The sequence below is a fragment of the Streptomyces sp. 8N706 genome (genome assembly GCF_052245415.1).
GTDB lineage: Bacteria > Actinomycetota > Actinomycetes > Streptomycetales > Streptomycetaceae > Streptomyces.
On the sequence record NZ_JBQQBW010000001.1, the window covers coordinates 196,860 to 222,964 of the forward strand.

The 26,105-nt window shown below is 66.0% G+C and carries 23 protein-coding genes; 12 read left to right on the forward strand and 11 right to left on the reverse strand.

Going from position 1 to position 26,105, the window contains the following annotated elements:
• The first annotated feature begins 304 nt into the window (after positions 1 to 304).
• Entirely contained in the window at positions 305 to 733 is a 429-nt protein-coding gene (locus tag ACTWQE_RS00915; protein ID WP_443326807.1) for a nuclear transport factor 2 family protein, read from the forward strand.
• Between the two features lie 185 nt (positions 734 to 918).
• On the opposite strand, the gene ACTWQE_RS00920 is transcribed toward ACTWQE_RS00915, so the two are convergent.
• On the reverse strand, positions 919 to 1,707 hold the full coding sequence (locus ACTWQE_RS00920; RefSeq protein WP_443326808.1) for a DUF5707 domain-containing protein: 789 nt from the start codon (positions 1,705 to 1,707) through the stop codon (positions 919 to 921).
• Between the two features lie 565 nt (positions 1,708 to 2,272).
• On the opposite strand from ACTWQE_RS00920, the gene ACTWQE_RS00925 reads away from it, so the two are divergent.
• The gene (locus ACTWQE_RS00925) at positions 2,273 to 3,007 is read left to right on the forward strand and encodes a carbonic anhydrase (protein WP_443326809.1); all 735 of its coding nucleotides are present in this window, start codon (positions 2,273 to 2,275) and stop codon (positions 3,005 to 3,007) included.
• A 305-nt stretch (positions 3,008 to 3,312) separates the two neighbouring features.
• Here the strand turns inward: ACTWQE_RS00925 and ACTWQE_RS00930 are convergent, their stop codons facing one another.
• From ACTWQE_RS00930 to ACTWQE_RS00945, 4 genes are all read right to left on the reverse strand, one after another.
• Entirely contained in the window at positions 3,313 to 3,726 is a 414-nt protein-coding gene (locus tag ACTWQE_RS00930) for a TIGR03618 family F420-dependent PPOX class oxidoreductase (protein WP_443326810.1), read from the reverse strand.
• A 488-nt stretch (positions 3,727 to 4,214) separates the two neighbouring features.
• Complete coding sequence (locus ACTWQE_RS00935) at positions 4,215 to 5,582, reverse strand: esterase-like activity of phytase family protein (RefSeq protein ID WP_443326811.1); 1,368 nt, start codon at positions 5,580 to 5,582, stop codon at positions 4,215 to 4,217.
• Between the two features lie 556 nt (positions 5,583 to 6,138).
• On the reverse strand, positions 6,139 to 6,993 hold the full coding sequence (locus ACTWQE_RS00940) for an SCO2400 family protein (protein ID WP_443326812.1): 855 nt from the start codon (positions 6,991 to 6,993) through the stop codon (positions 6,139 to 6,141).
• A gap of 455 nt (positions 6,994 to 7,448) precedes the next feature.
• On the reverse strand, positions 7,449 to 8,918 hold the full coding sequence (locus tag ACTWQE_RS00945) for an FG-GAP repeat protein (protein ID WP_443326813.1): 1,470 nt from the start codon (positions 8,916 to 8,918) through the stop codon (positions 7,449 to 7,451).
• A 397-nt stretch (positions 8,919 to 9,315) separates the two neighbouring features.
• On the opposite strand from ACTWQE_RS00945, the gene ACTWQE_RS00950 reads away from it, so the two are divergent.
• Positions 9,316 to 9,756 carry a peptidase inhibitor family I36 protein gene (locus ACTWQE_RS00950; protein WP_443326814.1) on the forward strand — a complete coding sequence of 147 codons (441 nt, stop codon included), beginning with the start codon at positions 9,316 to 9,318 and terminating at the stop codon, positions 9,754 to 9,756.
• 521 nt (positions 9,757 to 10,277) lie between these two features.
• Here ACTWQE_RS00950 and ACTWQE_RS00955 read toward each other — a convergent pair.
• On the reverse strand, positions 10,278 to 11,183 hold the full coding sequence (locus ACTWQE_RS00955) for an alpha/beta hydrolase fold domain-containing protein (protein WP_443326815.1): 906 nt from the start codon (positions 11,181 to 11,183) through the stop codon (positions 10,278 to 10,280).
• 346 nt (positions 11,184 to 11,529) lie between these two features.
• On the opposite strand from ACTWQE_RS00955, the gene ACTWQE_RS00960 reads away from it, so the two are divergent.
• Positions 11,530 to 12,132, forward strand: a complete 603-nt coding sequence (locus ACTWQE_RS00960) for a YcxB family protein (RefSeq protein WP_443326816.1) — start codon at positions 11,530 to 11,532, stop codon at positions 12,130 to 12,132.
• 366 nt (positions 12,133 to 12,498) lie between these two features.
• Here ACTWQE_RS00960 and ACTWQE_RS00965 read toward each other — a convergent pair whose 3' ends face one another.
• Positions 12,499 to 13,758, reverse strand: coding sequence for a protein kinase domain-containing protein (locus ACTWQE_RS00965; RefSeq protein ID WP_443326817.1), 1,260 nt, complete (start codon positions 13,756 to 13,758; stop codon positions 12,499 to 12,501).
• A gap of 265 nt (positions 13,759 to 14,023) precedes the next feature.
• Here ACTWQE_RS00965 and ACTWQE_RS00970 point away from each other — a divergent pair, with 265 nt between their 5' ends.
• A complete protein-coding gene (locus ACTWQE_RS00970) occupies positions 14,024 to 14,341 on the forward strand; it encodes a hypothetical protein (RefSeq protein ID WP_443326818.1) in 318 nt (105 codons plus the stop codon).
• An 827-nt stretch (positions 14,342 to 15,168) separates the two neighbouring features.
• Here the strand turns inward: ACTWQE_RS00970 and ACTWQE_RS00975 are convergent.
• Positions 15,169 to 15,639, reverse strand: a complete 471-nt coding sequence (locus ACTWQE_RS00975; protein WP_443326819.1) for an ATP-binding protein — start codon at positions 15,637 to 15,639, stop codon at positions 15,169 to 15,171.
• A gap of 147 nt (positions 15,640 to 15,786) precedes the next feature.
• Here ACTWQE_RS00975 and ACTWQE_RS00980 point away from each other — a divergent pair, with 147 nt between their 5' ends.
• The 7 genes from ACTWQE_RS00980 to ACTWQE_RS01010 all read left to right on the forward strand — a co-directional run bounded on the left by ACTWQE_RS00980 (position 15,787) and on the right by ACTWQE_RS01010 (position 20,972).
• On the forward strand, positions 15,787 to 16,332 hold the full coding sequence (locus ACTWQE_RS00980; protein ID WP_443326820.1) for a GntR family transcriptional regulator: 546 nt from the start codon (positions 15,787 to 15,789) through the stop codon (positions 16,330 to 16,332).
• Positions 16,329 to 17,108 (forward strand): GntR family transcriptional regulator, encoded by a 780-nt coding sequence (locus tag ACTWQE_RS00985; RefSeq protein WP_443326821.1) that lies wholly within the window; start codon positions 16,329 to 16,331, stop codon positions 17,106 to 17,108. The genes ACTWQE_RS00980 and ACTWQE_RS00985 overlap by 4 nt, the downstream gene beginning before the upstream one ends.
• Before the next feature lie 737 nt (positions 17,109 to 17,845).
• Complete coding sequence (locus ACTWQE_RS00990) at positions 17,846 to 18,496, forward strand: RNA polymerase sigma factor (protein WP_443326841.1); 651 nt, start codon at positions 17,846 to 17,848, stop codon at positions 18,494 to 18,496.
• Positions 18,493 to 19,563, forward strand: coding sequence for a CU044_5270 family protein (locus ACTWQE_RS00995; protein ID WP_443326822.1), 1,071 nt, complete (start codon positions 18,493 to 18,495; stop codon positions 19,561 to 19,563). The genes ACTWQE_RS00990 and ACTWQE_RS00995 overlap by 4 nt, the downstream gene beginning before the upstream one ends.
• Positions 19,564 to 19,697: 134 nt before the next feature.
• Complete coding sequence (locus ACTWQE_RS01000) at positions 19,698 to 19,910, forward strand: excisionase family DNA-binding protein (protein ID WP_443326823.1); 213 nt, start codon at positions 19,698 to 19,700, stop codon at positions 19,908 to 19,910.
• Between the two features lie 235 nt (positions 19,911 to 20,145).
• A complete protein-coding gene (locus ACTWQE_RS01005; protein WP_443326842.1) occupies positions 20,146 to 20,322 on the forward strand; it encodes a hypothetical protein in 177 nt (58 codons plus the stop codon).
• Positions 20,323 to 20,780: 458 nt separating this feature from the next.
• Positions 20,781 to 20,972, forward strand: a complete 192-nt coding sequence (locus ACTWQE_RS01010; RefSeq protein ID WP_443326824.1) for a hypothetical protein — start codon at positions 20,781 to 20,783, stop codon at positions 20,970 to 20,972.
• Between the two features lie 381 nt (positions 20,973 to 21,353).
• Here ACTWQE_RS01010 and ACTWQE_RS01015 read toward each other — a convergent pair whose 3' ends face one another.
• The 3 genes from ACTWQE_RS01015 to ACTWQE_RS01025 form a co-directional block, all read right to left on the reverse strand.
• A complete protein-coding gene (locus ACTWQE_RS01015) occupies positions 21,354 to 22,172 on the reverse strand; it encodes a hypothetical protein (protein WP_443326825.1) in 819 nt (272 codons plus the stop codon).
• A gap of 86 nt (positions 22,173 to 22,258) precedes the next feature.
• Entirely contained in the window at positions 22,259 to 22,939 is a 681-nt protein-coding gene (locus tag ACTWQE_RS01020) for a DUF488 family protein, N3 subclade (RefSeq protein WP_443326826.1), read from the reverse strand.
• Positions 22,940 to 23,320: 381 nt separating this feature from the next.
• Positions 23,321 to 25,471 carry a hypothetical protein gene (locus tag ACTWQE_RS01025; RefSeq protein ID WP_443326827.1) on the reverse strand — a complete coding sequence of 717 codons (2,151 nt, stop codon included), beginning with the start codon at positions 25,469 to 25,471 and terminating at the stop codon, positions 23,321 to 23,323.
• Between the last annotated feature and the right edge of the window lie 634 nt (positions 25,472 to 26,105).

The following is a 26,105-nucleotide window of genomic DNA, read 5'->3' on the forward strand; positions in this document are numbered from 1 at the left end:
AACGTCTTCTGCGGCAGCACCGTGATGTTGTCCCGCAGGAAGGCCACAACGGGCGGTGTGCCGAAGCATGCCGTCGAGACGCACGGCCCCGTCCCTCGGGTCGTAGAAGCGCGGCACCAGCTGTCATGGACGGCTGACGTCCGAGGAGGCATCCAGCGCTCGACGGCCCGCTCGGCCCCCCGGTGGGGGCGAGTGGCCCAGATCACGACTATTAAAGTTTGACTAGCTAGTGCAGCTCCAGTGGCATACCTTTTAGCGAGTAGTCAAACTTGATGAGCGTGCGTCGAAATCCTGAGGAGCCTGCGTGACCTTTCTGCCCGACACCGGGTACGTCCCGACCGCCGAGGACCGCGCGAGCCTGGACGCGTGGTTCGCGGAGTACGACGTGCAGAGCGCGAAGCGCAACGTCGAGCGCATGGCCGACATGGCGGTGTTCCCTCTCAATCTCGTCAGTGACGATGCGGCGGGCAACGGTCGTTCGGCGCAGTGGGACCGCGAGCAGTTCGTCGCGACGATGACGCATGTGATGGGTGACGGGAGCGAAAGCATCACGTTCGAGTCCACGCGGACGCCCGTCTTCCTCTCGCCCTCCATGGCCGTGGTCTTCACGGACTCGGCCATGACGATGGAGGGCCGGACCCAGCAACTCCGCTACGCCGACATTCTGCTCAGGCGGGATGGCGAGTGGGCGTTCCAGACCATGATCCAGGGCGGCTGGGGCGACAACCTCTAGGAGAGAGCGGGCGCACGGATGGGCCACGCCAACGTTCGGCGGTGCTGTGCGGTCGTCGACGTGTGGTGACCCATCTGCCTCCGCTCGGGTGGAGTGCGGAGGCGCGTCGCCGGGGTACGGAACGGGCCGCCGGTCGTGGTGACCGGCGGCCCGAGCGTATGTGAGCCCTCTGGAACGGCGTGGGGTTACTGCACGTCCACGACGTCCCCGGTCGCCGTGGCGGCCGGGGTGGTGGAGGTGCCGGCGAAGTTCCAGCGCCAGTAGACGTCCTCGGACGCGGTGGCCGTGGTCTTCAGGTCACCGGTACTGGAGGAGTACACGGTCTTGACGGTGGTGTAGGTGGTGGTGCCCGCCTTGCGGTACTGGAGCTTGACCGGCTGGTTGGTGTAGCCCCGGTAGTCGAGCGTGTCCCAGTTGGCCCGGGTGAGCTTGCCGGTGATGGTGAGCGTCCCGCCCTTGGCGATCGGCTCCGGGCTCGCGTTGACGGTCAGCTTGGAGTGGCGCTGGAGGCGGGTGGTGGTGTAGGCCCACCGCTCGGCCCGGCTGTCGTCGTTGGCGAATGCCTGGACACCGACCTTCCACGTGCCGGCGTCGGCGTTGGTGAGCCATGCGTCCGGTTCGAAGGTGAACGTCTTTGAGCAGGTGGACGTGGTAGCGCTGGAGGCGACGCAGTCCGCGGGTGTGGTGTCCTCGTTCGGCACGATGTAGCCGTCGGCGTTGTCATAGGGGTCGGTGCCGTCCGGGCCCCGCCACAGGTAGAAATCGGCGTCCCAGATGCCCGACGGGTCGGTGGCGGTCATCGAAACCGTGATCGTCTTGTCGGCTGCGTCGACCACGATGCTCTTGCCGCCGTTGACGACGACGTTGGTGATCCGGATGTCGCCGACCGTCTCGTCCGCCTGCGCGGCAGGGACGGTCAAGCCGCCCAGCGCGGCACCAGCGGCGAGTACGGCGAAAACTGCGCGTCTGCGCATCTATCTCCCCCACGGAGTGAAAAGGAGGCATCCGCCGGAGTGGCACGGCGGAGCAGTTGAAGGGCTAACTATAAGCAGCCGGACGACGCCTGCTCATCCGGGTGTCACCGCCTTCGTGCGCAGGATCGTCGCCGGCGACCAAGGCGGGCTGAGGCCTGGCCAATGGCCGCAGTCCGACGACGGAAGGGGCCTGCTCCAGACCACCTGGTCTCAAAAGCAGGCCCCACGCCTGACCGGGGTTCCGGCGGGTCACCCTTGGCGGCGGGCACCGGTGCCCGGCTCAAGCACCTCATGGTTCGCGCCGGTCGGTTCAGCGAGCGAGCCCAGTTCAGCGAGGGCCCAGTTCAGCGAGCGGGCCCCACTGATCCACCGGCACTCCAAAGCCCCGGGTGGCAACGCTGCGAGGCCAGATCTTTCCACAAGCTGCCCACATCACTTCTGTGGGCCGTCGGTGGTAAAGGAGCCCACGCCTGTCTGTGTCTGCCGCCGGACCACCGCATCACGCTGAATAGTCGCCATGGTCAAGACGTACGGACGGGTCTCGGCGGCCCGGAGGGGACCATTGATGGACAGCACAGGACGCCCGCCTCGTAGGGATCTGCTTGCCGGTGGCCTCGCGGTCGCCGCAGGCGTGCTCTCGGGCTGCTCATCGACCAGCGCCTCCCCGGGCGCGACGACTTCCCCGCGGGATGCGCGGCCGGTCACGCCGAAGGCAGCCTTCGCGAGACTGATGGACGGCAACAAGCGTTGGGTGAGCGGAGACCTCCAGCATCCGGACCGGGACCCCAACCGGCGTCAGCTGGTGGCCGAGAAACAGGAACCTTACGGGGCTGTCCTCTCGTGCATCGACTCCCGAGTACCGCCTGAGCTCCTCTTCGACACCGGGCTCGGCGACCTCTACGTGATGCGCACGGGCGCCCAGGCGGTCGGCCCGGTGGTCACCGGTTCCGTCGAGTACGGGCCCATGACGGGTGGTACCCCGCTGATCGTCGTACTCGGGCATCAGCGCTGCGGTGCCGTCGAGGCGACCTACAAGGCGACGCGCGCCGGCACAACACTGCCGGGCAACCTGCAGGCGATCGCCAAGGCTCTGCGTCCGGCGTACGAACAGGCAGTCAAGAAAGGCGGTGCTGACCCGGTCGAGACGATGATCCGTGCCCAGATCCAGCTGACCGCGGACGACCTGCGCTTCAACCAGGACCTCGGCCCGCTGGTGAGGAAGGGTGCCCTTGCCGTGGTCGGCGCCTACTACTCGCTCGACACCGGGCGGGTGGAGGTCCTGACAGGCGCGCCTTCCTGAACCGGTCGGACCGCCGACGGCCCGCAGGCCAGGGCTGCTCGGTGGAGCGGCGGGCTCAGGGCGCAGATCGGCTCCCGCAATCCGATCGATGGCGCAACGCCGCAGTTCAGAGGCGTGAAGTCGGCACACAGGACGGGCCGCGTCCCGAGTTCCTGCCGGACGTCATCCCGCAGCCGCCTGGTCACCGCCTTCTGCGAGGTGGCCGAAGCCCACCTCGCCGGCCCTGACCCCGACCGAGTCAGCGGGCGCTCCCGGCGACGCCTTCGAAGCTCCGGCGGCCGTGCTGCTCCCGCCCGACTCGCTGTTCACCGCCGTCCGAAGGGCTCGACGCCGACGATACGGCGCACGCGCAGGGGCTCGATCAACACCGTCACCCGCCGCTCCTCGGGCAGCAGCCACTCATACGGCGTGCCCAGGTACTTGTGCGCGAGCCGGTCCATGTCGCGCTCCGCCTGAGGGCCCTCGACGAAGCGGGCGACGCGGCCGTGGATCTGGACGCGGTCGAAGGGGTCGGCGTGGTGGGAGAGGCACACCCGCGGGTCATGGCGCAGATTCCGTAACTTGACCCTGCCCACGGAGGTGTTGAACCAGGGGTGGTCCCCGTCCAGATCGACCCACACGGGACTCACGTGGGGCGCCCCGTCCGGGCATGTGGTCGCAACGAACCAGACGGCCGTGGTCGCCAGCCGCTCTCGTATGTCCTCGGTGAGATCCTGCACTCCTGGCCCCCTCATGACTCGCCCCCCAGCCGCACCAGCAGCCCGCAGCATCCTGCCCAGTTTTCCCGGCCCCGAACTCCCCTCCGTGTCAGGCCATGTGCCTCAGTGGGCGCGGAGCCGACCGCCCTCAACGCCTCACGTCCCCATGAGGACCGTCGGCCCCGGCGGGGTGCGCCAGGGCGCGCGGCGAGCAGGATCGGGGCGCCTTGACTGGTGCGCGGAGAAACGCCCTGACCGTGGCTCACCGGCCGTTCGGGTGCGCACCCGGTGCAGCACTGCCTGGCCGACGGCTGGGTGCGCCCCTTCGTCTCGAAGCCCCGGCGGGACGGCCGCTGAGCTCATGTGCCCAGACCACCCGCCAGGCTGCCTCGCCCGGTCGGGAGGGAGGCTCGCCGAGGGCGAGGTGAACCACCTGCTGGGCGAGCAGGATTCCCCAGTGTGCTCTCACCCAACCTTCGGAGCACTTCCCCGAGGCCGCCGCGGGTGGGTCAGCGTCCCAGTGGCTTCGGCAGTCCGACGTAGGTGATCGTGCTCTCGACGCCGCTGTCCACCAGTCGGCCTTGCTCGTCGAAGGCCTGGGTGCCGTCCGTCATGCCGAAGTCGTTGTCGTTGATCAGGGCCAGTGTGCGCCGGCCCGCAAGCGCGATGCCCTCGATCTTGCCGGGGACGCCCTTGATCGTGCCGAGGTCGACCACGAGCTCCTTGCGCAGCACCGGCACCCCGGAGGCGGCGGGGTCCGCGAGCTGCTCCAGCGAGGGCGAGGTCGCCTGGTCGTCCCAGGGACTGCCCAGGATGCTGTTGTCCGGCCGCAGTTCGACGGCTTGGAGCCGCGCCGCGCGGTCGGTGCGCTCCTCGATCAGCACCTGGTCGCGGCCCACCGCGACCACCGAGGAGATCTTCAGCTCCGACGGGTCGGTCTCACCCGGGTCGACGACATTCACCGGGTCGAAGCGGTAGGCGTACTCCGCCGTCACCGCCTGCTTCTTCGGTGAGAAGCGCAGCAGCCGGGCTGTCAGCGAGGACTCGCCTGCCTCCGTGCCGGGCACCGGCAGTGGGCTCTGCACAGCGAGTACCAGATCGCCGCCGGGGAGCAGTGCGAGGCCCTCGAAACCGCGGTTGACCTTGCGCTGCCGCAGGATGCCGGGCAGCGCCTCGATGACCGGGTAGTCCGCACCGGTCAGGTTCAGGCCCTCGGGCACGTAGCGGGCCAGTACGCGCCCGGTGCCGGAGGTGTGCACCAGCGAGGGTCCGTACTCGTCGACGAGCCAGAAGCTCCCGTCGGCGGCCCGCACGATGCCCTCGGTGTCGAGGCCGTTGGGGTTGTAGGGAAGCGGGGTCCGCGCGTCGTAGGTGTACGGGGCCTCGTCTCGTGCCTGCTGGTTCGGCAGCCCGGTGACCGGGGCGCCGGAGGAGGTGGTGATCGGGAGGGCGTCGACGACCTCCAGGGTGCCCTTGGACGCGCGCACTTTCACGATGGCCGGGTCGAAGCCCGGCACCGGGAAGGTACGGCGCTTCTTGCCGTCCACCGTGATCTGGCCGTTGGGCCCGCGGTCGGTCACCGTCCAGAACTCGCCCTCGCGTGTGGCGGGGTAGAGGTCACTTCCGATGCCGCCGAGGTCCACGCCGCGGTCGTCCGCAACGGTGCCCGGCAGCAGGGCGTTGCTGAATGCGCCGAGCGGAATGTCCGGGAGGGTGGCGGTGCCGGTGATCCGGGGGCCGGTCGTGGGGGCGCCGTTGCTCCCGGCGGTGTCGGTGCTCCCGGTCGCGCCGGTGGCGGTGCCGGCCACCGCGATGGCGGCGAGCAGGGCGAGGGGCAGTCCGACGGAGACGGAGCGACGGACAACGCGTGGGGACATCGGGCCTCCGGGCGGGGCGGAAGGTGCGCTGTGCAACACCTGGACGACGAACAAAGATCTCCAGGAGTGGAGCGCCCCCAAGGCTGGGCCCTCATCCCCAACGCCGGACGACATCCTGATGAAGATCGGCCCATACTCCGGGTGAACGCCTACCCCGACTCGCGGCGGCATTGATCGTGTTCTTTGCTGCCCGTACGACGTGCTGCGCGTCGGAGCCGCCTGATGACTTCCTGTGCGGTCGTGACGAGTACGGGGTCGGCTTCTCCTCGTGAGGATGCGCCGTACGGATGGGGCACACCGGCGTTACGGGCTCTCCTGCGGCGTCATGTCGACACGCGTGCTCGGGCCGCATGCCCCGGCCGGAGGAACCTCTGTCTTCGCTTGCTTGTGTGAAACGCCGTTGTCCGGGTCGACCTGGCTGATCGGGCCCTGCTGTTCCCCAATGTCCGAAAGGTCGGCCCGTGACCGCTGCCCTCGCCTGCGGCCGGAGGGCATCCTTCCTTGCCGTGCCCCCGTCAGTGCGAGCAGACGTCGGTGTGCGATGGCAGCGGAGCCATCAGTCGACGCACACAACTCCCAGCAGGCACACACCCGTCGGTGATGTCGGCTCGGCCGCCGGCGTGGTCGGCGCGGGGCGCACAGGTGATGTGCCTGCGTCGGAGTGTCCGGTGGAAGCGGGCGCGGTCGTCTCCGGTGCTGCGTTGTCGTTGTCGGCTTGCGTCCTCTTGGCCACCGTGGGTGTGGTGTGCGGCGTCGCGCTGGGGGACGCGAGAGGCTGGGCCGTGGCGGTGGAGTTCGACTGCCGGCTCGTCGCGACAGGGGGAGGCGTGGCAACGGTGGTGTTCTGCTGCCCGCCGGGTGCCGTTCCTGGGCGAGAGCCGGGATGCCGCGAAGCCCGGGTGTCCGGCTGTTCGGATGACGGGGCGGCCGTCGCCGTCCTGGGCGGGGTCACGCTCTCCGGCTCCGGCGCCGAGGCCTCGTGTGTGTGGCTGGGGGAAGGCCTGTTCTGCAGCACCGCGGCAGTCAGACCACCGCCGACGAGGGCAACGGCCGTTGCGACCACGGCCCGACGCCGTTGCTTCTTCCAACGTGCCAGCTGCCGACGGCGAGCCGCCCGTCCCTGCCCGGAAGGGTCGGCGCCTTCGGAGCCGCTGGACAGAACGGCACCCGACGCATCCGCCGTCGTGTCCTCGGATGCTCCACTGCCGATCGACGCTGCACCGGCGTGATGAGTGCCGTGGCGGGACCCCGAAGCGGGGCCTTCCGCTGCACGCCATGGATCCGACGTCGTGGTAGCCGCCGTCGTGCTGTGGTGGTGGGCAGGCGGGGCTATGTCCGGAGCGTAATCCCCGCACCCTGGACACACGAGCGCCCCATTGAGGTTCCGGCGGCACGACAAGCAGTAGTCCATCTGGATCTTTCTGTGCTTACTGCGCCGCCAGGGGCGCCGACGACCTGTTCACGTTCGCACGCGGGATCGAGCGGGCAGCAACGTTAACGGCACAGGCCGAAGGTGACGCGTAGACCTTGTGATGCTTTCGTGTGGACTCCTTGGCGGCGGCTCTCGCATTCCGGATATGCCGTCGCAAATGTCGGGAGTTGCGTCACGCCACGTCGACGGGTTCGCCGAGAAGGAACCCAACGGGCTGTCATCGCTCCGCTCGGCACGTTGGGACTGTCGGAGCGAGCCCCGGCCCTCACCGCCTTGCGGGCCGTCCGCGCCGCCATCCGAGTCGCAAACCCGTGCCCCGCGCCCGCGAGCAGGGCGACACAGCACAGGACGCGACGGGATGGCGGGCGGACGTGGTCAGCTCCCATGGGTGCGAGAGGTCACACGAAGGGGGTGCCCGAGGTCTTCGGGGAGGGTCAGTCGCCCAGAACCGAGCCGAACTCGCTGTTCTGGTAGGTGAATCCGAAGGACTTCTCGCTGTACGAGGTGGCGTTGGTCGCCGTCAGACCGGACGCCGAGCCGCGCAGCACCCAGTCGGCACCGTCGCGTGTCGACCCGGAGAAGACGTCCTCACCCTTCGCGGCGATCGCGACGTCCTCCATGCCGTTGCCGTCGACGTCCGCGATCCGCACGTCGGAGCCGAACCAGTCGTACGCCTCCGAAGCGCCGGGCACACCACTGGTGGCCTGGTGGAATGCCTGGGCGCCGGTGCCGGTGAGGCCGGTGGCCGTGCCCTTGAGCAGGACCGCTTCGCCGGTCTGCGTCACGCCGCTGACGGTCTCGCCCGGCACGCCGACCGCGACATCCGCGTATCCGTCGCCCGTGACATCCCCGACCGCGACCGACGCGCCGAAGTTGTCGCCGGACTCGTTCACGCCCGGGACGCCCGAGGTGTCCTGGTCGAGCGTGGCGGTGCGGTGGGCGCCGAGGCCGTCCGCGCTGCCGTAGCGGACATGGACGAAGCCCGCGGCGTCCGAGTACTCGCCTGCCGCGCTCGACGACGCCGGGATGTGGCCGGTGACCAGGTCGGTGTACCCGTCGTGGTCGATGTCCCCGGCGGCGGCCGAGACGGTGGGGGCCTCGTTCTCACCGGCGGAGCCGGCGCCCGGGTCGGCGACGGTGACCCAGTCGAGCCGCTCGGTGCCCCAGCTGTAGACGGCGGTGTGCTGGCAGTCCGTGGTGCCGTCGCAGCTCTTCGGGCCCGTGATGGTGAGCTGGGCGCGCCCGGCGCCGGTGAAGTCGCCCGCGGTCAGGGTGCGGGGTTCGATGTAGGCGTTGAAGTACTCGGAGTACTTCGCTCCTTCCGGGGCGGTGCGGCCGGTGAGGTCGTCGTACACCCACAGCTTGTTGCGGCTGAGGGCGGCGAGCTGCGGGGTGCCGTCGCCGTCCAGGTCGGCAATCTCGATCTCCTTGCCGAAGTCCTTCTCGGCCTCCCAGGCGCTGTCGGCGAGCGGGCTGGCGATCTGGATGCCGCCGTTGGTCAGGCCGTTCGCGCCGCCCCACAGGACGGTGAGGGCGCCGAAGGAACCGCCGGAGCCCACCTGATCGCCGGGCGCGCCGACGACGAGGTCGGTGTAGCCGTCGGCGTCGAGGTCGCCGGTGGCGTAGGTGCTGCCGAAGCGGTCCCCGGTTTCGGCGGCGTCGGGGACGCCAGTGGAGTTCTGGGTGACGGTCGCCGAACGGGCGGGGGACACCCCGTTGGTGGAGCCGTAGAGGACGGTGACCGAGCCGGCGTCGGTGTATCCGCCGACGGGGGCTCCGGGGGTGGCCACGACGAGGTCGGCGACCCCGTCGCCGTTGAAGTCGTCGGCCGTGGCGGTGACGGCGCTCGCCTTGGGGGCGAGGGTCAGGGACAGGCCCGCGGACGCCGCGGCGGCGACAGTCACGGCAAGGGCCAAAGTACGTACGCGCAAAACTGCTCCAGTCTCAGGGGACGGAAGTGGAGCGTGGGGCTCCGCCCATACGACACCGTGGGTGCGCGAATGGTTGTACGTGGGCGGTCAAGTATTTGATCTCTCGCCCTCGGAGTCGGCTGTTCGGGCGCGACCCTCCGGGGATCCCGCCGGAGATCATTGGTGGCCGGCCTCGGACTGCCCAGGGACGGCCCGGACGGGCGGCACATGGGCCTGACGGCGTGGCAGCAGTGCGCCCCGAGCGAAAGAGGCTTCCGAAGATGTCGTGATTGCGCCGCTTTACTACCGCCCGACCAACTACGGCACGCATTCAGGCAATGCCTCTGGGTAGTCACCTGGTTGCTTCATTGGCTCCACCGAGGAGGAAATCATGCGTCGCTTCATCACCGCCGTTGTCAGCCTCGTTTCGGCGATCGCACTCACCGCGGGGCTCACCTCGACCGCCTCCGCCTCGCCCACCAGCGCTCCAACCGCACGGGCCGTCGGCGCCGGGCAAGGCATCGATGAGTGCCCGCAGAAGTTCTACTGCCTCTACGACCACCGCGGCTTCAACATCCGCCACGCCGACGGCCAGATCTGGATCTTCAAGTCCCCCGTCACCGACCTCGGGACACAGGGCGCCGCCGACAGGGCCGGCTCCGTCGTCAACAACCTGGACGAACCCATCTACCTCTACCGGCACTTCCCGACATGGAGCGACCCGGGGACCTGCCTCGAAGTGCCTCCGCACACCCACGTTTACGACCTCGGTCTGTACACCCTCGACAACGAGGTCTCCTCCGTGGCCCTGAGGGAATTCCCCTGCTACTGACCTGGCCGCGATGGTGAGCTCCCATGCGTACAGGTGCTATCGAGCACGTACCACGGTCGCGATGACACCTGTTGCAGTGGGGAACACCAGAGGTCGGCGGAGCGGGTTCGGGCGGTGGCCTGCCCGGTCTGGGGTCGAGCACGATCAGGGGGCCGTACGCTTGCCGGCTACTCGGGCAGGCTTGTCCTCTGCCCGCAATGTGTCCGAGTGGCCCCCTGGTCTTGCTCGACGCGGGACCCGGACCCGGGGAGGTGTGAACGGGCAGGCATCCCCGTTCTCTACGGCATAAAGGAGGATCTCCGGTTCGGCCTCCAGGGACTTCCCGGCCTTGACACTCTCAAGTGTCCGGCGAACCACAACTGCTGCAGCTGTGTAGGCTCCGGCAGAGAAGCACGTTCTGGCCTCTTCGTCAGCTCATTGAAGGTCGTGGGGAACAAGGTGGCTGGCTAGCCCGCGGATTGGGCAGGTTTGTGAGCCGCTGCTCGAGGCCGTCACCACGGAGCGCGAAGTGGCGGCCCCTGTCAAGTGCCTTCTCGGGTGACCAGTTCCGCGATCCGCGCCGTGGCCCTCTTCGCCTCGGGAATTTTCGAGATCATCCAAACGTGGAACATACCGGGATACTCCCAATACTCCAGCGGCACACCGGCTGAGTCGGCTTTGATCCGAAAACGGCGGGCATCGGAAAGCAGCACATCGCGGGTGCCCACGAACAAGGTCAGCGTGCCGAGGCCGTGCACGTTGCCGTTGAGGGGGCTGACCAGAGGATTGGTGGGCTCCAAGGAGCCTGCGTAAAGTCGGCCGGCCTCGAGCAGCCCGGGGATGCCCAGGTACGGGTCGTGCTTGTCATAGGCCTCCTGGGCCGAGCCGCTCATGGAGATGTCCAGCCACGGCGACAGCAGCACAATCTCCTTGGGCTGCGGACGTCCCTCATCGCGCAGGGACGCGGCAAGGACCAAGGCGAGTGCCCCACCGGCTGAGTCACCCATCACGATCTGGTCCTCGGGCCGCATGCGTCCGAGCTTTTCCTTGTACGCGGACTGGACCATGGCGATGGTCTCGTCGTAGCGGTGGCTCGGCGCGAGCGGATACAGCGGCGCCGTGGCCGAGCATCCGGTACGCGTGACGAGCCGGGCCAGAAACGACCAGTGGTCAGTTTGAATCTGGTGCACATAGGCACCGCCGTGGAGATAGAGGATGTGGCGCGAGGATGATGCCCCGCGCGGCCGTAGCGTGTACGTCGGCCTACCGAGGATTTCTTCGCGCTCCACCACCACGTGGTTACGCACAGAGGCAGGCGGCACCGCGTCATCTGGCCGCTGCCTCGCCGCGAGACTCTCGTGCAGCTTCCCGACGTCGGCGAACGTTCGCTTGCGCCGCGTCAGCCGCATGGAGGCAATGATCGCCTGAGCATGCAGACTCGTCTTCATCGACGCCGGTTACCCGTGCCCTGCTGCGACAAACGAGAGTCAGGCGACCGTCGGCATGATCCGCGGCAGCGGCTGTGGCGCTGAGCGTCATTCCGTTGCACCAGCGGGACAGAATGGTCAGGTAGTGCGAAGGTGGTGCGCAGGGCCCGAATCGGTCCAGGTCAGGGGCATGATCCCCAACCAGGGCCTTCGTGCTTTAGGACCAGGAGGTAGGGCGTTCCCGGCGGCCCCCGAAGTGTCTGGGCCGCAGGTCTCACCGAGATTTGCCATCTGGCTGCGGTGGGATGAGTAGCCGTTGCTCGCCTACCAGTACGATCCCTTGCCCCATCAGCTCTGGGGAGGACGTATGACCGCCGACGTATCCGTGCAGTTCACGTACACGGTGACACTGCGGGAGATATCCGACGGATTGAAACTTCAGATGCGGCACAGTCCGGTTGGCCGGTGGGCTTATCGCGTCCTGTGGGTCGTGGGCATCTTCCTCGGCGTGGTGATCGCGATCAACGTTGCGGCCAAGGGCATCGACTCCCCTGCCCTGGGGGTATTGCGGTTCACTGTGACCGTCATCGTCATCATGATCGCGTTCCGCTGGCTGATGGCTCTGGGCTTGCTCGGGTACGCCAGGCATCTGGGCGAACATCGCGTCACGGTCGACCCATCAGGGATCGGCACTGTCTCCGAGCGCCATACGAACCACACAGGTTGGGAGTTCTACGGGCGCTGCGTCGAGGGTCGCCGGGTCTTCGTGCTCCTCACCCCAGATGTATGGGGCGCCGGAGTGCTGGTACTGCCCAAGCGCGGCTTGAGCGCGCCGCAGGACACAGAACGCATGCGGGAGTTGCTCGCCGCTGCGCTGATCGACCAGCACTCAGTCCGGGCCGCGCGGAAGAAGGGCTCTGACCAGCCGGAAGAGGGCCCAAGTGGTGCGGAGGTGGTGCGCGGCGCCTGAATCGGTCCAGACAAGCACGAAGGCCCGGGTTGGGGATCATGTCCCTGACCTGCGCCTGAGTCTTTGGAGCGGGTGACGGGAATCGAACCCGCGCTCAGAGCTTGGGAATCACGGGGCCTGCCGAGCATGACACCCGCCCTGACCTGCTGAACAGACGATTTGGCGTGCAACGCCGGGGCTCGTCGTAGCCCCTGATTGACCGTGGTTCACCGCCTGATCGGGCACGCATCGGGCACAGCCTGGCGAACGGATTGCCCTGGCAGATCACGTCCCGGTCCGCCGTGCCCACCCCCATGCCTGCTCGGCTGGCAGCTTGCGAGCGCACGCTTTCCCACTGTGTTGGTTCGGAAACATAGTGCTGGGTGTCTACTGTCCGTCTTCGCCAAGCGAGGTGAGCCAGTCCAAGAAGCCGCCTTCGTCTGCCTCCGGCTTCCCTTCGCCCTTTGGGGCCTCACCGCTGTCGTTCTGCCCGCTGTCACCGCTCCCGGTTGCGTCCCCCGGCTCGGAGCTGTCGCTGTCGAACCAGTCCTTGATCTGTTCGTCCAAGGGCTTCTCGTCGGCCTCGGGCAGGTCCGGGACGTCGACAGAGGGTTTCTCGCTGGGAAGATCGGGGAGTCCGGGCTCCTGCGGGGCACTGCTCGTGGGGGTCTGTGCCGGTTCGGATTCCGGCTTCTCCTCGCCATCAGTGAGGGCTGTCCATACGAGGACCGCGAGGATCGCCGCCGCTCCGCCGAGTGCCCAGTTGCGCAGCGTCTTTGATTCCCGCTCCGGCGGGCCTTGGAAGGCGGGCTCGGCTTCGGGGCGTTGCGGAACCTCTTCGGTGCGAAGCATCGCCACGCACTGCGTGGCTGTGGGTCGGGCCGCCGGGTCGGAGGCGGTCATCGCGGTGAGCGCTCGGCGCAGTCGCGCAGGCAGCTCCGCGGGTACGTAAGGCGGCCGCGACAACCGGGCCGTCGCCGCTTCATGCCCGTCGCCGGGGTACTCCAGCCGTCCGGTCACGCACTGCAGCAACACGAGACCGAGCGCATAGATGTCGGCCGCAGGTCCGGCGTTCCGCCCTTGGACCTGTTCCGGCGCCATATAGGCGGCCGTGCCCGACACGCCACCTTCAGCGATGTGCCGGCGTGCGCCCAACAGCTCGGAGACCCCGAAGTCGGCAAGGCGGGCTTGGCCGTTGTGGTCCAGCAGGATGTTGGCGGGCTTGATGTCGCGGTGCACGACGCCGTGCTGATGTACGTAGGCCAACACCTCGGCGAGCTGGCCGCCGAGGGTGGCTACCTTGTCCAGATCCAGCGGCCCGCCCAGGAGCAGTTCGCCGAGCGACCTCCCGCTGACCAGCTCCATGACCAGGAACGGCTGGTACGCCTCGACGCCGAAGTCGTACACGGTCACCAGACCCGGATGGTTCAGCCCGGCCAGCAGGCGCGCCTCCTCATGGAACCGGTGCTCATCTGTTCCATCCGCGCTGGGCCGGAATGCCTTGATCGCGACAGATCTGCCCAGTTGCGTGTCGAAGGCGCGATAGACGTCGGCCACGCCACCGCTGCCGAGGCGGGTCTCCAATCTGTATCGGCCGTCGGCCAACTCCGCTTCGTGAAACCGGCGAGTGTGGTGGGCGTGCTGCACGCGTCCTCCTAATGTTGTTGCTATTGGCCGCTGGTGACATCCCGCCAACCGCACACCATTAGTGGACGGCTCAGCTACGAACGAAAGCTGGGGTGGCAGCCCTTGCCGTGACTGGCGACCCTATCGGCGCTGTCAAGAGGCGTAGCACAGCGTGGATGCGCATTCCAAAATTCGGCACATAGGCGCTTTTAGCAATGCGTAGGTGGAAGCTCGGAGGCCCAACCGGTGTTGCGCGCGCTGCCGCGCGGGGCTTTACAATGCCCCGATGGGATCGATCCACAGTGAAGGCACGCGTGTCCGCAGCAGCGAGGGCTCCCCCGCGGTGGGCGCGACCATCAGCGTCATTACCGGGCTGATCGCGTCAGCGCTCGCGCTGCATATCTTTTTCGTGATTTTCGAGGCAAACCCCGGTAACAGTTTCGTCCTATTCATCGCCGATCTGGCGAGAAGCCTGTCGTTGGGCATGGACCCTCTGTTCACGCCGGAAAGCGCCAAGACGGGCGTATTCCTCAATTATGGTTTCGCCGCAGTCCTCTACCTGGGTATCGGCCAGGTCATCTTGCGGCTCGTTCGCCGGCGCTGAAAGGCCCGTCGCCGAGCAGGCTTGAAAACCGTCGTGGTGGCGACACCACCGTGGGTTCAGATCCCACACCCTCCGCAGGCAGAGCGATGAAATCGGCCCCTGACCAGGCAACTTGGTTGGGGGCCGTTTCGTTGTCCGCGTCCCGTGAACGCCCGGTGTTCCCCGTGGTTCCCTGCTCGATCGGGCACGGAAAGGGGCACGCTCGTCCTCCACCCTCACCTTCCCCCTCTACCTCAACCCACTACTTCCCCTAGCTCCCATCCCGTCTGCCGTCGACCCACACGCAGTGGAGCGGGCTTGGCCTGGGTCGATGGCAGACGGGATGGGAGCTTCCTACGCACGCCACGATGCTTCGGCAGACGCAGTGCGGGCCCCTGGCCATCCCGGAGCCTGAGCGCCCCCGCCGGAGGCGTTGTGCGTGCAGGGCCCACGAGCGAGTTCGGCTCTCCCTCATGCCCTCCGGGGCATTCCCTGCGGGCGCGCGACGGCCGCCGCCGGCGCCGAGCGGGGCGAAGACAGGAGCGCGGGCGCAGGCGGCGGCCAGGGAGCGCGCCCGGCGGAGCGTGAGCGACGCCGGGGACTGTTCGCCGTTGGCGGGGTTCGGGCCCCAGGTGTGCGGAGAGCGGCTTGCTCGGCGTCGTCTAAAGCCGCAATGGGCATCCCGTATCGCGGGTGATGACCTCGACTGGGCCTGAGGCCGGGGAGGGGGCCGTGGATGCGTGGCACGTAGCGGTTGAGACGCGATCGCCTTGCCGGCCCAAGAGATGATCCACCCTTGGGATAGATGGCTGATGGGCGCTTGAGGGCCTGTTGTGACCGAGTCGGCGTCAGCGATTGCTGAAACTGGATGTGGCCGGGCCGGAGGGTGTAGGCCGGTATCCGTCGGCCGAGGGGCATCCCTGGCCCTCCGATGGAGGGCTTACCTTGACGGTAAACCAGACCGCTTTGCCGATGGTGTGTTGGACGACGCCCCAGGCGTCGGTGAGTTCCTGCACGAGTAGTAGCCCTCGGCCGGATTCGCTCTCGAGATGGGGCACTCGGAGAAGAGGTGTGCCGGTTCCGGAGTCCCGTACCTCGACCCGGACCTGTTCGTCCTCGGCGTCGACGCGCACAGCGAAAAGGCGTCCCGGTGGAACTCCGTGTGCCAGCGCGTTGGTGGCGATCTCCGAGGCACACAGCCGGATCTCGTCAAGGTGCTCGGTGTAGCCCCACTCCGTTAAGGCGCAGGTAACGAACTCCCTGCTCGCGGGGACGGACTTCCGGTGTCGAGTAAACAACCGCTGTCTGGTCAAGGGCACGGTGAGTCACCACCTCGTCGCTGACTGTACGATCGCGACGAGATTAATACCTTTCGCGAAAAGCGACAAGGTGCTGTGATGGGGTCGCCTCAACAACTCGCTTACCGTGTAAGGCGGCAAGGTTGGGGTGGGTCGGAGGAGGGCGTAGTGAGCAGTGATGGATGGACCAGCACTTCGGCGCCGTACCTGAAGCCGAACGTCGGTGGCGGAAGCGGCGACGCGTGGGGCGCCGATGCGGCCGCGCACGGCAGGCACGGCACGCAACAGATCCTCCACGCCGGGGAGGTTCCCTCGCCGCCCGTCGTGGCTCGCCTGCTCGGAGTGGCGGAAGGCGAGACTGTCGTCGTGCGACGCCGCATCATGTACCTGGACGAGCAGCCGAACGAGCTGACGGACACCTTCTATCCGGCCTGGATCGCCGCGGGTACGAAGCTGGCCGCGACCGTGAAGATCCGCGGTGGGGCCGCGGCCCTGCTCGCGGAACTGGGGCACACGGGCAGGCGGGTGCAGGAGGAAGTCGTTGCGCGTATGCCGAACGGTGAGGAGCGTGACCTGCTCCGCATGGAGCCGGATGTGCCCGTCCTGTGTCTGGAACGCCTCACCAGCGACGCGGACGGCCGGCCGATCCAGGCCGACATCATGACCATGCCCGCAGACCGTCAGCGCCTCCGCTACGAGCTCACGATCGGATGACCGTGCCTAAAGCAGCCCAGGAAGCAGTGGACCGACGCTCGCTGCATGAGCGGATCGCCGCTGATCTGCGTGAAGAGATCATGTCCGGTGACCTCGGCCCGGGTGCCAAACTCCCATCCACAGCACAGCTCAAGGAGCGCTTCGGCGCATCCAACGCCACGGTGCAGAAGGCTCTGCAACTACTCAAGGACGAGGGTCTCGCGGTGGGCCGGGCGGGAGCCGCGGTCACCGTACGCGAGCACCGGCAGCGGACCATGCGGCCGGCCGCGTACATGGCCCCGGCAGAGCCCGGCCAGCCCTACCGCTGGATCACCGAAGCCGCCAATCATCAGGCCCGCGGCAGCAGCCGTCTGCTCCAAGTAGCCGAGGTCACACCTCCCGCCGATGTGGCAGAAGCCCTGGCCCTCCCGGAGAACGGGACCGCTCTGCTGCGTGCCCAAGTGCTCCTGCTGGACGACGAGCCCGTCGAACTGGTCAAGTCCTACTACCCCTTGGAACTGGTCCGAGGGACAGCGATAACGGAACGCCGCAAGATCAAGGGCGGCACTCCCGCACTCCTTGCCGAGCTGGGCCATCAGCCGCGTCTCAGCGTGGACCGGGTGTCCGCACGCGTTCCGACCCAGGAGCAGTACACCGTCCTCCAACTGCCCGGCGACCTCCCGGTGCTCCGGACTCTGCGTGTGGTCCACAGCGATGACGAGCGGCCCATCGAGGTGACCGTCATGGTCAAGGCCGGGCACCTCTATGAGCTGCAGTACGAATTCGCGCCGTCCTGAAGACGGACGTCCCATGGGGCCGTCCTGAAGACGGACGTCCCATGGGGCCGTCCTGAAGACGGACGTCCCATGGAGTGTGGCTCGCGGCGAGGCCGCGCCTCTCGTCGCGCTGTTTCGTCTCCTTGAGGGTCACTCGTCGAGAAGCATCGGAGTGGGGCAATCGGGCACGGATCTGGCACGAGACGCTGAGGACGACCGGACAACAAGAAAGGCCCGGGTCTGTGACCTGGGCCTGCGTCTTTGGAGCGGGTGACGGGAATCGAACCCGCGCTCCGAGCTTGGGAATCACGAACGGTTCATGGTCACCGGCGCCTCTGAACAGCAAAGATGGCCGCTGGCACCCCTCGGGTCGTATTCGGTCCTCCCCGCGGTTGACCGCTGCTCTCCGCTCCAACGGGTGCGCAGCTGGTGCGACCTCGTACAGCGTCCTGCGGTACACGTGTCAGACCCGCTGTCCTGGCACGTTGTGGACGAGCGCACGCTTTCCAAGTCTGTTGGTGGGCTGCTGGGTGGCCTCCAGCGTTCACCTGCGTACAGCCAGCACACCACGGAAACGAGTACTTCATCAATACACAGCAAAACGGCCACCGTGATCACGATGACGACCGTTTCGTCGTTACTCAGAGGAACCTTTCATCGGCTCGAAACGGCCGTCCCCGGGGCGACCATGGCGCACGTCACAGGAACCTCTCTGAGCCGGCGGAGAGGTATCGACTGTGAGGGACTCAGAAAACGACCTGCGCCGACGGGTGCGGGCAGGAGAGCGGGACGCGTTCACCGAGTTGTACGAGCAGTGCGCCCGCACGGTCTACAACCATGCGCTGCGGCTCACCGGCGACTGGTCGACAGCGCAAGAGATCACGTCGGAGACGTTCCTGACCGCCTGGAAGGTCCGGGAACGGCTGGAGGTCGACGGCGGTTCTCTCGTTCCCTGGCTCTTGGGGATCGCCACCAACAAGGCAGAGAACGCCCGGCGCGGACTGCGCCGCCGGCTCGCCTTCCTGGCCCGCCAGCGGCAACCGGCCGTCGTCGCCGACTTCGCCCCCGAGGTGGCCGGACGCATTGACGACGCACGGCGGCTGCAGGCCGTCCAGGGCGCTCTTGTCCGGTTGCGGCGCCAGGAGCGGGAGGTCCTGTCGCTGTGCGTGTGGTCGGGTCTGGACTACCAGCAGACCGCCAACGCCCTGGGCGTTCCCGTGGGCACCGTGCGCTCGCGCCTCTCGCGTGCCCGCGCAAAACTCGTCCGGCTCGTCGACGAACAGAGCGAACAGCACAAGAAGAATGAACTCAACAAAGGGAATGAAAAGCAGGAACCGCGCAGGTCTCGCGGAGAGATGACTGGTGAAGCCGCGCTCGCGGCCCTGCACGTGCGGGAGGACACCGTATGAACCGCAATGACATCCCCCCGTCCCACCCCCGGCACTCCGACGTCGATGACCTCGCCCGGCTGCTGCCGGCCCCGGCCGAGTGGGACCTTCCGCACGAGCAGCAACTCCGTCACAAGGAACTGCTGATGCAACACATCGACCGCGACCAGGCCACCCAAAGCGTTCGCCCGGCCCGGCGGTTGCTACGGCCCGCGCTCCTGCTGCCGGTGACGGCGCTGGTCCTGGGCGGCACACTCGCCGTGGGCGTCGCCTTCACCGGAGACGACGGGCGGCCCTCCACCGCTAGGTCGCAGCCGCACGGCGCCAACGACATGCGGCCCGCCGCGGCACTGCTCGACCAGATCTCCGATGTCGCGCTCAAGGGGGACACCCCGTCGGTCAGGGACGACCAGTTCACCTACACCCGGGCCAAGATCCGAGAGGCGGAGCTGACCAGCGGCAAGGCCGTGGTCGGGCCGCTCAAGGAGCACGAGACATGGGCCTCGCAGCAGCAGGGCCCGCTGCACAAGCCCGGCCTCACCCGGGTCGACGGTGAAACCCTGCCCGTCAACGCCGAACTCGGCGACACCAACGGCACACCGGCAGGCATCAGCAGGCCCACCTACCGCTGGCTCGCCTCCTTGCCCACCGACTCCGACGAGCTGCTGACGTACCTGTACGCCAAGACGCCCAAGGTGGACGGTCAGGAACGCGACCAGGCGGTGTTCGAGCGGATCGGCGACCTCATCGGGGGCGTGATGCCGCCCCGTACGGCCGCCGCCCTCTATCAGGCTGCGGCGAAGATCCCCGGGGTCGACGAAGCCCCCGACGCGCATGACGCCATCGGCCGTCGCGGCGTCGGCATCGCCCGCGACGACACCACCTTCGGCACCCGCACCGAATGGGTCTTCGACAAGGACGACCTCACATTCCTCGGCTCGCGCAGCTACCTGATCAAGGACAGCCAGTACGGCAAGCGCGGCACCCTGATGTCCAGCAGGGCCGAGATCGAGCACGCTGTGGTCGACAAGGCGGGCGAGGAACCTGCCGCCGCACAGGAGCCGAGGCCGGGTTCGCAGAAGAGCTGATCGCCCCGAGCCCTCCGTCGGCCCGCCGCGGGTCCCTGGACGTCATCCGGGGGCGCGCGGCGGGCGCCTTGCCGTTGGCCGTGGCTCGATCATGGGACTCGCCCCTGCCCTCGGAACGGAAGGAGAGCCCACCCATGGCTGAGCGTCTTCTCTCCGTCGCACAGGTCGCCGAGCGGCTGGGGACGACTGAGCGCTTCCCCCGTCGCCTGGTCGCCGAGCGGCGCGTGACCTTCGTCAAGGTCGGTCGGCACGTCCGTATCCCGGAAAGCGCGCTCGCGGCCTTCATCGACGCCAACACGGTCCAGTCGGTGCGGCGCCGTCGGCCTCGCGCTGGGAGGGCTGCCTGATGGCCAACAGCAAGGGGAGGAGGCGCCGGTTCGGTGCGCTGCGGAAACGTCCTCTGGCCGCTGGGAGGCGCGCTGTCCGGGACCGAATGGGCTTCTGCGCCCGGCCGACCGGACCTGCGCCACCAAGGTGGACGCCGAAGTATGGCTCTCCTAGATAGAGGCCGACCTCACTCGTGGCGACTGGCAGGACCCGGACGCTGGGGCCGTGAGCTTCGCGGAGTACGCCCGGCAGTGGGTGCCCGAGCGGGGATTGCGACCGACTACCGCCGAGCCCTACCGGTGGTTGCTGCGGTTGCATCTGCTGCCCACCTTCGGCGATATGGACTTGGACGAGATCATCGGACCTCGGTGCGGACTAGACAACAAAGAAGCCCCGGGCCGCTGGCCTGGGGCTTTGTGCTGGAGCGTGTGACGGGAATCGAACCCGCGCTCTGAGCTTGGGAATCACTGGCTCGAACTGCCTGACTTCGGCTATGACCTGCGGAAAGAGCCGTTTGGCTCACCAGGGGAAGGACTGCAGGCTGACCGCTGTTGACCGTGGCTCCCCGCTCGTTCTGGCACGCATCTGGCACGGCCTGCAGAGTGTGGCCGGATTACGACGCTGGACCGTGCCGGTTCTGTACGGACGGGTGGGATGCCACTAAAGTGACATGGCCTCATAGCTTCTACGGAGAAGGGGAGGAGGAATGCCGTGCTGATTTACATGAACAGTTGGAACACGGGGTGCCCCGCACCGGGCCGCGTGAGCCGTAAGTGGCGGGAAGCTGCTGGAAGGGCCGGATCCTTCGTCTTCTCCGCTCCAGGGAACATTTCCCAATCGCTGTGATTCATCCAGTGCGCGCCCGGCCCGCGTGCGGGGAGGCGAGCGCGATGTTCCTCGAATTTCTTCAAGCCCTCGGTACGTTTCTTGGCGGCCTCGGCGCCCTCATCGCGGGCACGGCCCAACTCCTCGCGTTCTTGCAGAAGAAGGGCGAGGAGAGGGAGGCTGGTCACGGCAGCGACGAGCCGAATGTCTGGATGATTCCCCCGAGGCTGGTCGCGTACCCGGCCGCAGCAGCCTGACGCTACTCTTCGAAAGAATGTCGCATCGAAGAACGCGTCCCTCTGCCCGTCGGGTCCCGTTCTGGGGTCCCAAGAATTGCGGTGGGGAAGTGAACAAACGGAGGGACGCGACCGCCCCTCCGTTTGTTCGTGGTGCCGACCATCAGCGGCATGCACGACCGACACCCGCTTTTGGAGTTCGATCACTCCCCGGTACCGCTGGGGAGCTGCCCGACCGTGCTGGCCATGCCAGACCGCCTAGTAGTGCTGACGTCCCGAGCCGTTGATGTCACTCGTGGATGTCAGAACGGCGCAACCGCATGGGCTCGCTGGCACGATGGTTTCGTGGTTGACCTGGAGCGAATCACAGCAGAGCTGGGACCGACAGCTCCACATGCACCGTTATAGGTCGAACAGACTCTCCTGGAAGTTCTCGACGACATCCCGTCGCGGGTAGAAGAGGCCCAGCAGCAGAAAAGTCTTGGGACGAGCCGCGACGTTTCCGACGAAGCAGTGCACGGCCTTCTCCGGAGTGACCATCCGGTCGAACCAGCGCTCGCGAAGCTTCTCCTCCACGTCGTCCTTCCCGTACTGACGAAGGAACTTACGGTACGACTCGCCCGCCTCCCAGTCCCTCAGCCCCATGTCATGACCACTGCACGCGGGATCCGCACATCGGAGGCTGTACCGGAACTCAAGCGGCACCCACTCCAGTTGGCGAAGGTCCTGCGCGAGTAGATCCAACTGATCTGCCAGGGCTGCCTTAGAAGCCGGCCAGGGCTCGGCAGGAGCGAAGCGGAAGCCAGTGAACTCCGCTGGGCGGAAGACTCCGAGCGACGTACCCCGCATCTCCTGGTCCCGCCTTATGGCGCACAGGGACGGCGCCACGAGGGGTCGAACATGCGAAAAGCGTTCGCGCCAGCCGTCCGCTGTCCCGAGACGCTCGATGACCTTGAGAGTCTGCAGATTAGGGCGCAAGCTCTCGGGGCGGCGGTCCCCATGGTTCCGCTGCACGTCGACCTCGACGATCGAGTACTTGGCGAACTGGCTTTCTTCGTTCAGCAACCGGAACGGAACCGGGAAGAGCCGCACATGCTGGGGCGCCCCCTGGTCGAGCCGTACGCCAGCCACGCAACTCGTCTCGTGGTACTTCGCGGACAGTTCCGGATAGGTCTTGACCGTGATCATGATCTGTGCGTGCTGCCACTTTCCCGATCCCATGGTTGCCCCCTCCAGTGATCTCCCGATCCGATTGGAAAAGAGGCATGCGCCACCGGCAAGGGCGCGTACAGAGATGAGGGATGAAGTCAGGCCAGGGGAGTTACAGGCACCGCGGCCCGCTTGCGGACCATGTCCAGAACGACCTTCCGGTGGCAGCGGCTCTCGTCCTTCTCGAAGCACAGCACCGCGACCCGGGACTGCCGAGCATGCTCCGCGAGGCGCTCGAGATCGGTCTGCGCCTCCTCGGACCGCAGCACTCCACGAAACCGGGCCCGGCCCACGTCGAGGCGGCCGTCCCAGAACGGTGCCCGGTTGTCCTTGGGATTTCCCAGGCTCCGTAGGTGCGTGTATTCGATGCCGGCCTCGGCAAGTGCCTCCCCGAGGCGGGTCTTGCTGAAGCCCTTCTTGCGGCTGATCGGCGTAAGCCGTACGTCCGCCACGACTTCGATACGACTGTCGCGGAGCGAGGTCACGAAGGAGTCGATGTCTAGGCCTTCGTACCCAGCGGACCAGAGGCCGGGAGTCACCCTGGTCTCCCGGAAAAGCTCATCGAGGGAGACCGCAAGAGCCTCGGCAACCGCTCCGACGGTGAAGAAGCTTGGCTGAATCGCTCCCTCGCTCTCCAGACGGGCAAGCGTTCCGACGGCGATGCAAGCCTCCTTGGCGAGCCGTTCACGCGTCCACCCGCGGGCCTCCCGCAACGCTCGAACCCGCTGGGCGAGGGCACATGCGTGGTCGTGGGGACGCTCTGAGTGATGGCCTGCCATGGTCGTGATCCTAATGGGCTTTGAGGCGGCTGGGCATCGTGTGTTCCTGGTCAGCTACAGGGCGGGATTCGCGAAGGGCCCTGACCTGGTAGGTCGCTGTCAGGATGGCGGGTTTTGACGCCCGACCTCTTCGTCCCGAAGCAACTTGGATGGGCGGTCGACCTGAGGCTGGTGCGCCTCTCACCTGCTGCGATGGTCCGCAGGTGTGCGCGGTTGTCCGCCGCTGTCTGTCGGCGTTGTCACGCAGTTAGACACTCACTCCGGGGGTACCCCTGGTAATTTGCCCGTCCGTTCTGTCGGGGTCGGGACTGTGGGCGCAGAATGCTGTGCACGATTGAGATCGCAAGCATTCTATGGACGTAACCACAGGAATCACCGCGACTAGCTTATCTGCACTGCGTCTTCCGTCGATTGCATGAATTCACTTGACCGATCAGCAGAGGCCCTATACTTTGGCCAGTTTTCCCAGATTTCGGTATAGGCAGATGTGGTGCCAATCTCAAATCTCAGGACTTCGCCAGAAGACTTTAGCCTGGCTGCGGGAATCACAAATTGGTCTCTCATTAGCCCCGGCATTCCTGGGGCTCCAGTTCCCGAAGGTCTCTGCGCAGAGTACTCGCGTCCGCGATAGTCGCGCAACTGATAAGTGGCCCGACCGAACGAATCTCTATGGTTCCCTACAGCGTGGAATATCATAGGGCATAGACCCGACTCTTCGGCCAATTCAAGAAATTCGTCAATTGCGCCGAGAAACTTGTCGAGCTCTTCTTTGGAGGGGAAGTCTTCCCGCGAATGCTGCAATCTGTTCCGAACACTGGATACCCCTCCACTCTCCAAAATCCGGGTCATCTCGGAAAGGGTCTCAATAATGCTTTGCTGATTCTCTGATTCTAGGTCCAGGAAGGGAACTGTGTGCACGAAGCTAAAAGGGGTTAGCTCGGCTAGTTTGGCGTACACGGGCATGTCAGAGTCCGGCCGCGTGTATTTTTCTGCTGTTTCCAGTGTCTGGGACAAGTAAGCACGAAGGCGTGCGAAGCCCGAGATTAGAGGAAAGAGAGTGTTGCGTCCCTGCGAGTCATAAATGGTAGCGTCGTCTGTCCTGTGAGCCTGTCGCGCGTCTGCACTATTGAGGATATTCGCCATTTGGGCTCGTGCGTCCGAATGGTGATAGGTGAATCTGGATGGCGCAGTCCAGTGATCGAAAGTTAGCGCCCAGGTCGTAAATGCGAGGGTGGCATCGAGAGCGGCCTCAATCGAAGAAAACAGAGGCGACGATTCTCGCTTGATCTCATATCGTTCTGCCTCGCCAAATGAGGTGACACTAGAGACAGCGTGGGCGAACGTCTCACGATTTCTACGCAGAGGCCCGAAAGCCTCATCAGAGCTCTTGGTGTTAAACCCTAGCTTCCAGAGCAGAATATTGACGATCTCTGCGTCGTCCAGGCGCTCCACTTCGAGGCTCTCAGGAAGACCGCACATTTCTGCGGCAACAGAGAACGAACCAGGGCCGACTAGTACCAAACTCCGAAGCACCTCCGCCGGGTCCTCGCTCCTCACAAAGCGATCCAGCTTTTCTCTCGTGGAGCTCCCTTCGACCCTCCGGAGCTTCCAGGCGAGTTCCCTTGAGGATGAAGCATCAGCGAGGTCATAGATCGAGGAGATGAGGCGACTAAGGCGAACCACGGCCAGCGACCTATCCTGCGGAACTGTCCTAACCCCGTAGTGGGAACATTCTGCAGACAGATTGTAGTAGCCGGTAGAAAGTTTCCAGATTTTCGGTCGCCTGACCTCATGCGTGGGAATCCTTATATTCCCAGAATGGATTGTTTCGTCGATGCAAGTGCTAAGGTCTTTACTTCTCATGAGCATCAAAGCCTGGATTTTCCCCGCCTTATTCAAGCTGCGAGTGAAATCGTCGGGATTTCCGGCTTGGATTTCGTTGGCCTGAAGCGCGTGGCGCAGAGGAGAAGCCTTACCCCGCAATGCGGTAGCGATAACCGCGTCCAGCTCGTCACTTGAAAAGCACTCGCCGAGCAGTGGTACTTCACCCAGACTGCTCTGGTCGTCAAAGTAGCCGCAAAACTCGTTGTCGATCTCGGAAAAGAATTCACGAAAAGCTGATTCTTTTCCGTATTCCTTCTCTAGTATTTCTCTGGTCTTTGCCCGAGTCTTATGGATTTGGCTATCTGACGTTGCTAGGTATGTGTGGTGAATGATCCGACAGCTTCGTTTTTCGCAGTGGTAGAGTGGAATTCTGACGACCGGGCTCAATGGCCGCATGTCCTGGCTGAGCAAGATGCCAAGTGGGCCGGTCACCATGTCGAATGACTGGAAAACTCCTCTAGGTGTCCCCTCAAGGAGCTGCGCTGTTTGCCTTTCGTCAAGCGAGGCTGGGTCATGCTGAAACATTTCAAAAGCTTTGTCGTACAGCTCCCGACCCCATACGAAAGGGTGCAGAATTTTACCCGAAGCTATTTCGCCATTGAGCTCTGAGACGAAATCTGTCAGGTCAGTTCCCTCGTGATCGACCAAAAGTTCATGGTGGAAAAACTTGAGGAAACATGCCAGTCGAACTTCTGGCCACTTGAAATTTCGAACCCGCATAAGACGCTTGCATAGATCTTCGCCGTGGCTTGTCAGTGCGATCGGTTCTATCAATCGGGAGGGGACTCGATATCGGGTAGGCAGGATGGAATCGGTCATAAACTCTTGTACGGCGATCAGTCGCAGGAGCTTCTTCCGCTCATCAGCCTGCGGATACATGGCCTTAAGGTCACGACATGTGTGCGGCATTCAATGTCCCCTCTGACAGGGATAGGCTAGCGTCCATCGCAGGGTGTGTCGTCAGTTTCTGCAGTCGCCGGTAGCGTCACACTTCAGGTGAGGGCGGCGGAACGGCTTTGGGCGGGAGCTGCCATGGGGCGAGTGATCATGGCCCCGTAAGCTTCCGGCGCGTCGGGCAGTCTGTGGACCTGCCCGGTAAAGCACGACGTTGGGGCCATGATCTTCGAGGCTCGCCCCATGGTGGCTGCCTAAAGCCCAAGACCGGGAAGTTAGGGTCTGGCCGTGTCTGCCGGGGTGGGCTGGGGCGTGAGTGTGATGGTGATCGAGGCGGGTGTCTTGCGTCCGACGCTGCCGGCGGTCTTGTTGTAGGCGTAGGGCGACA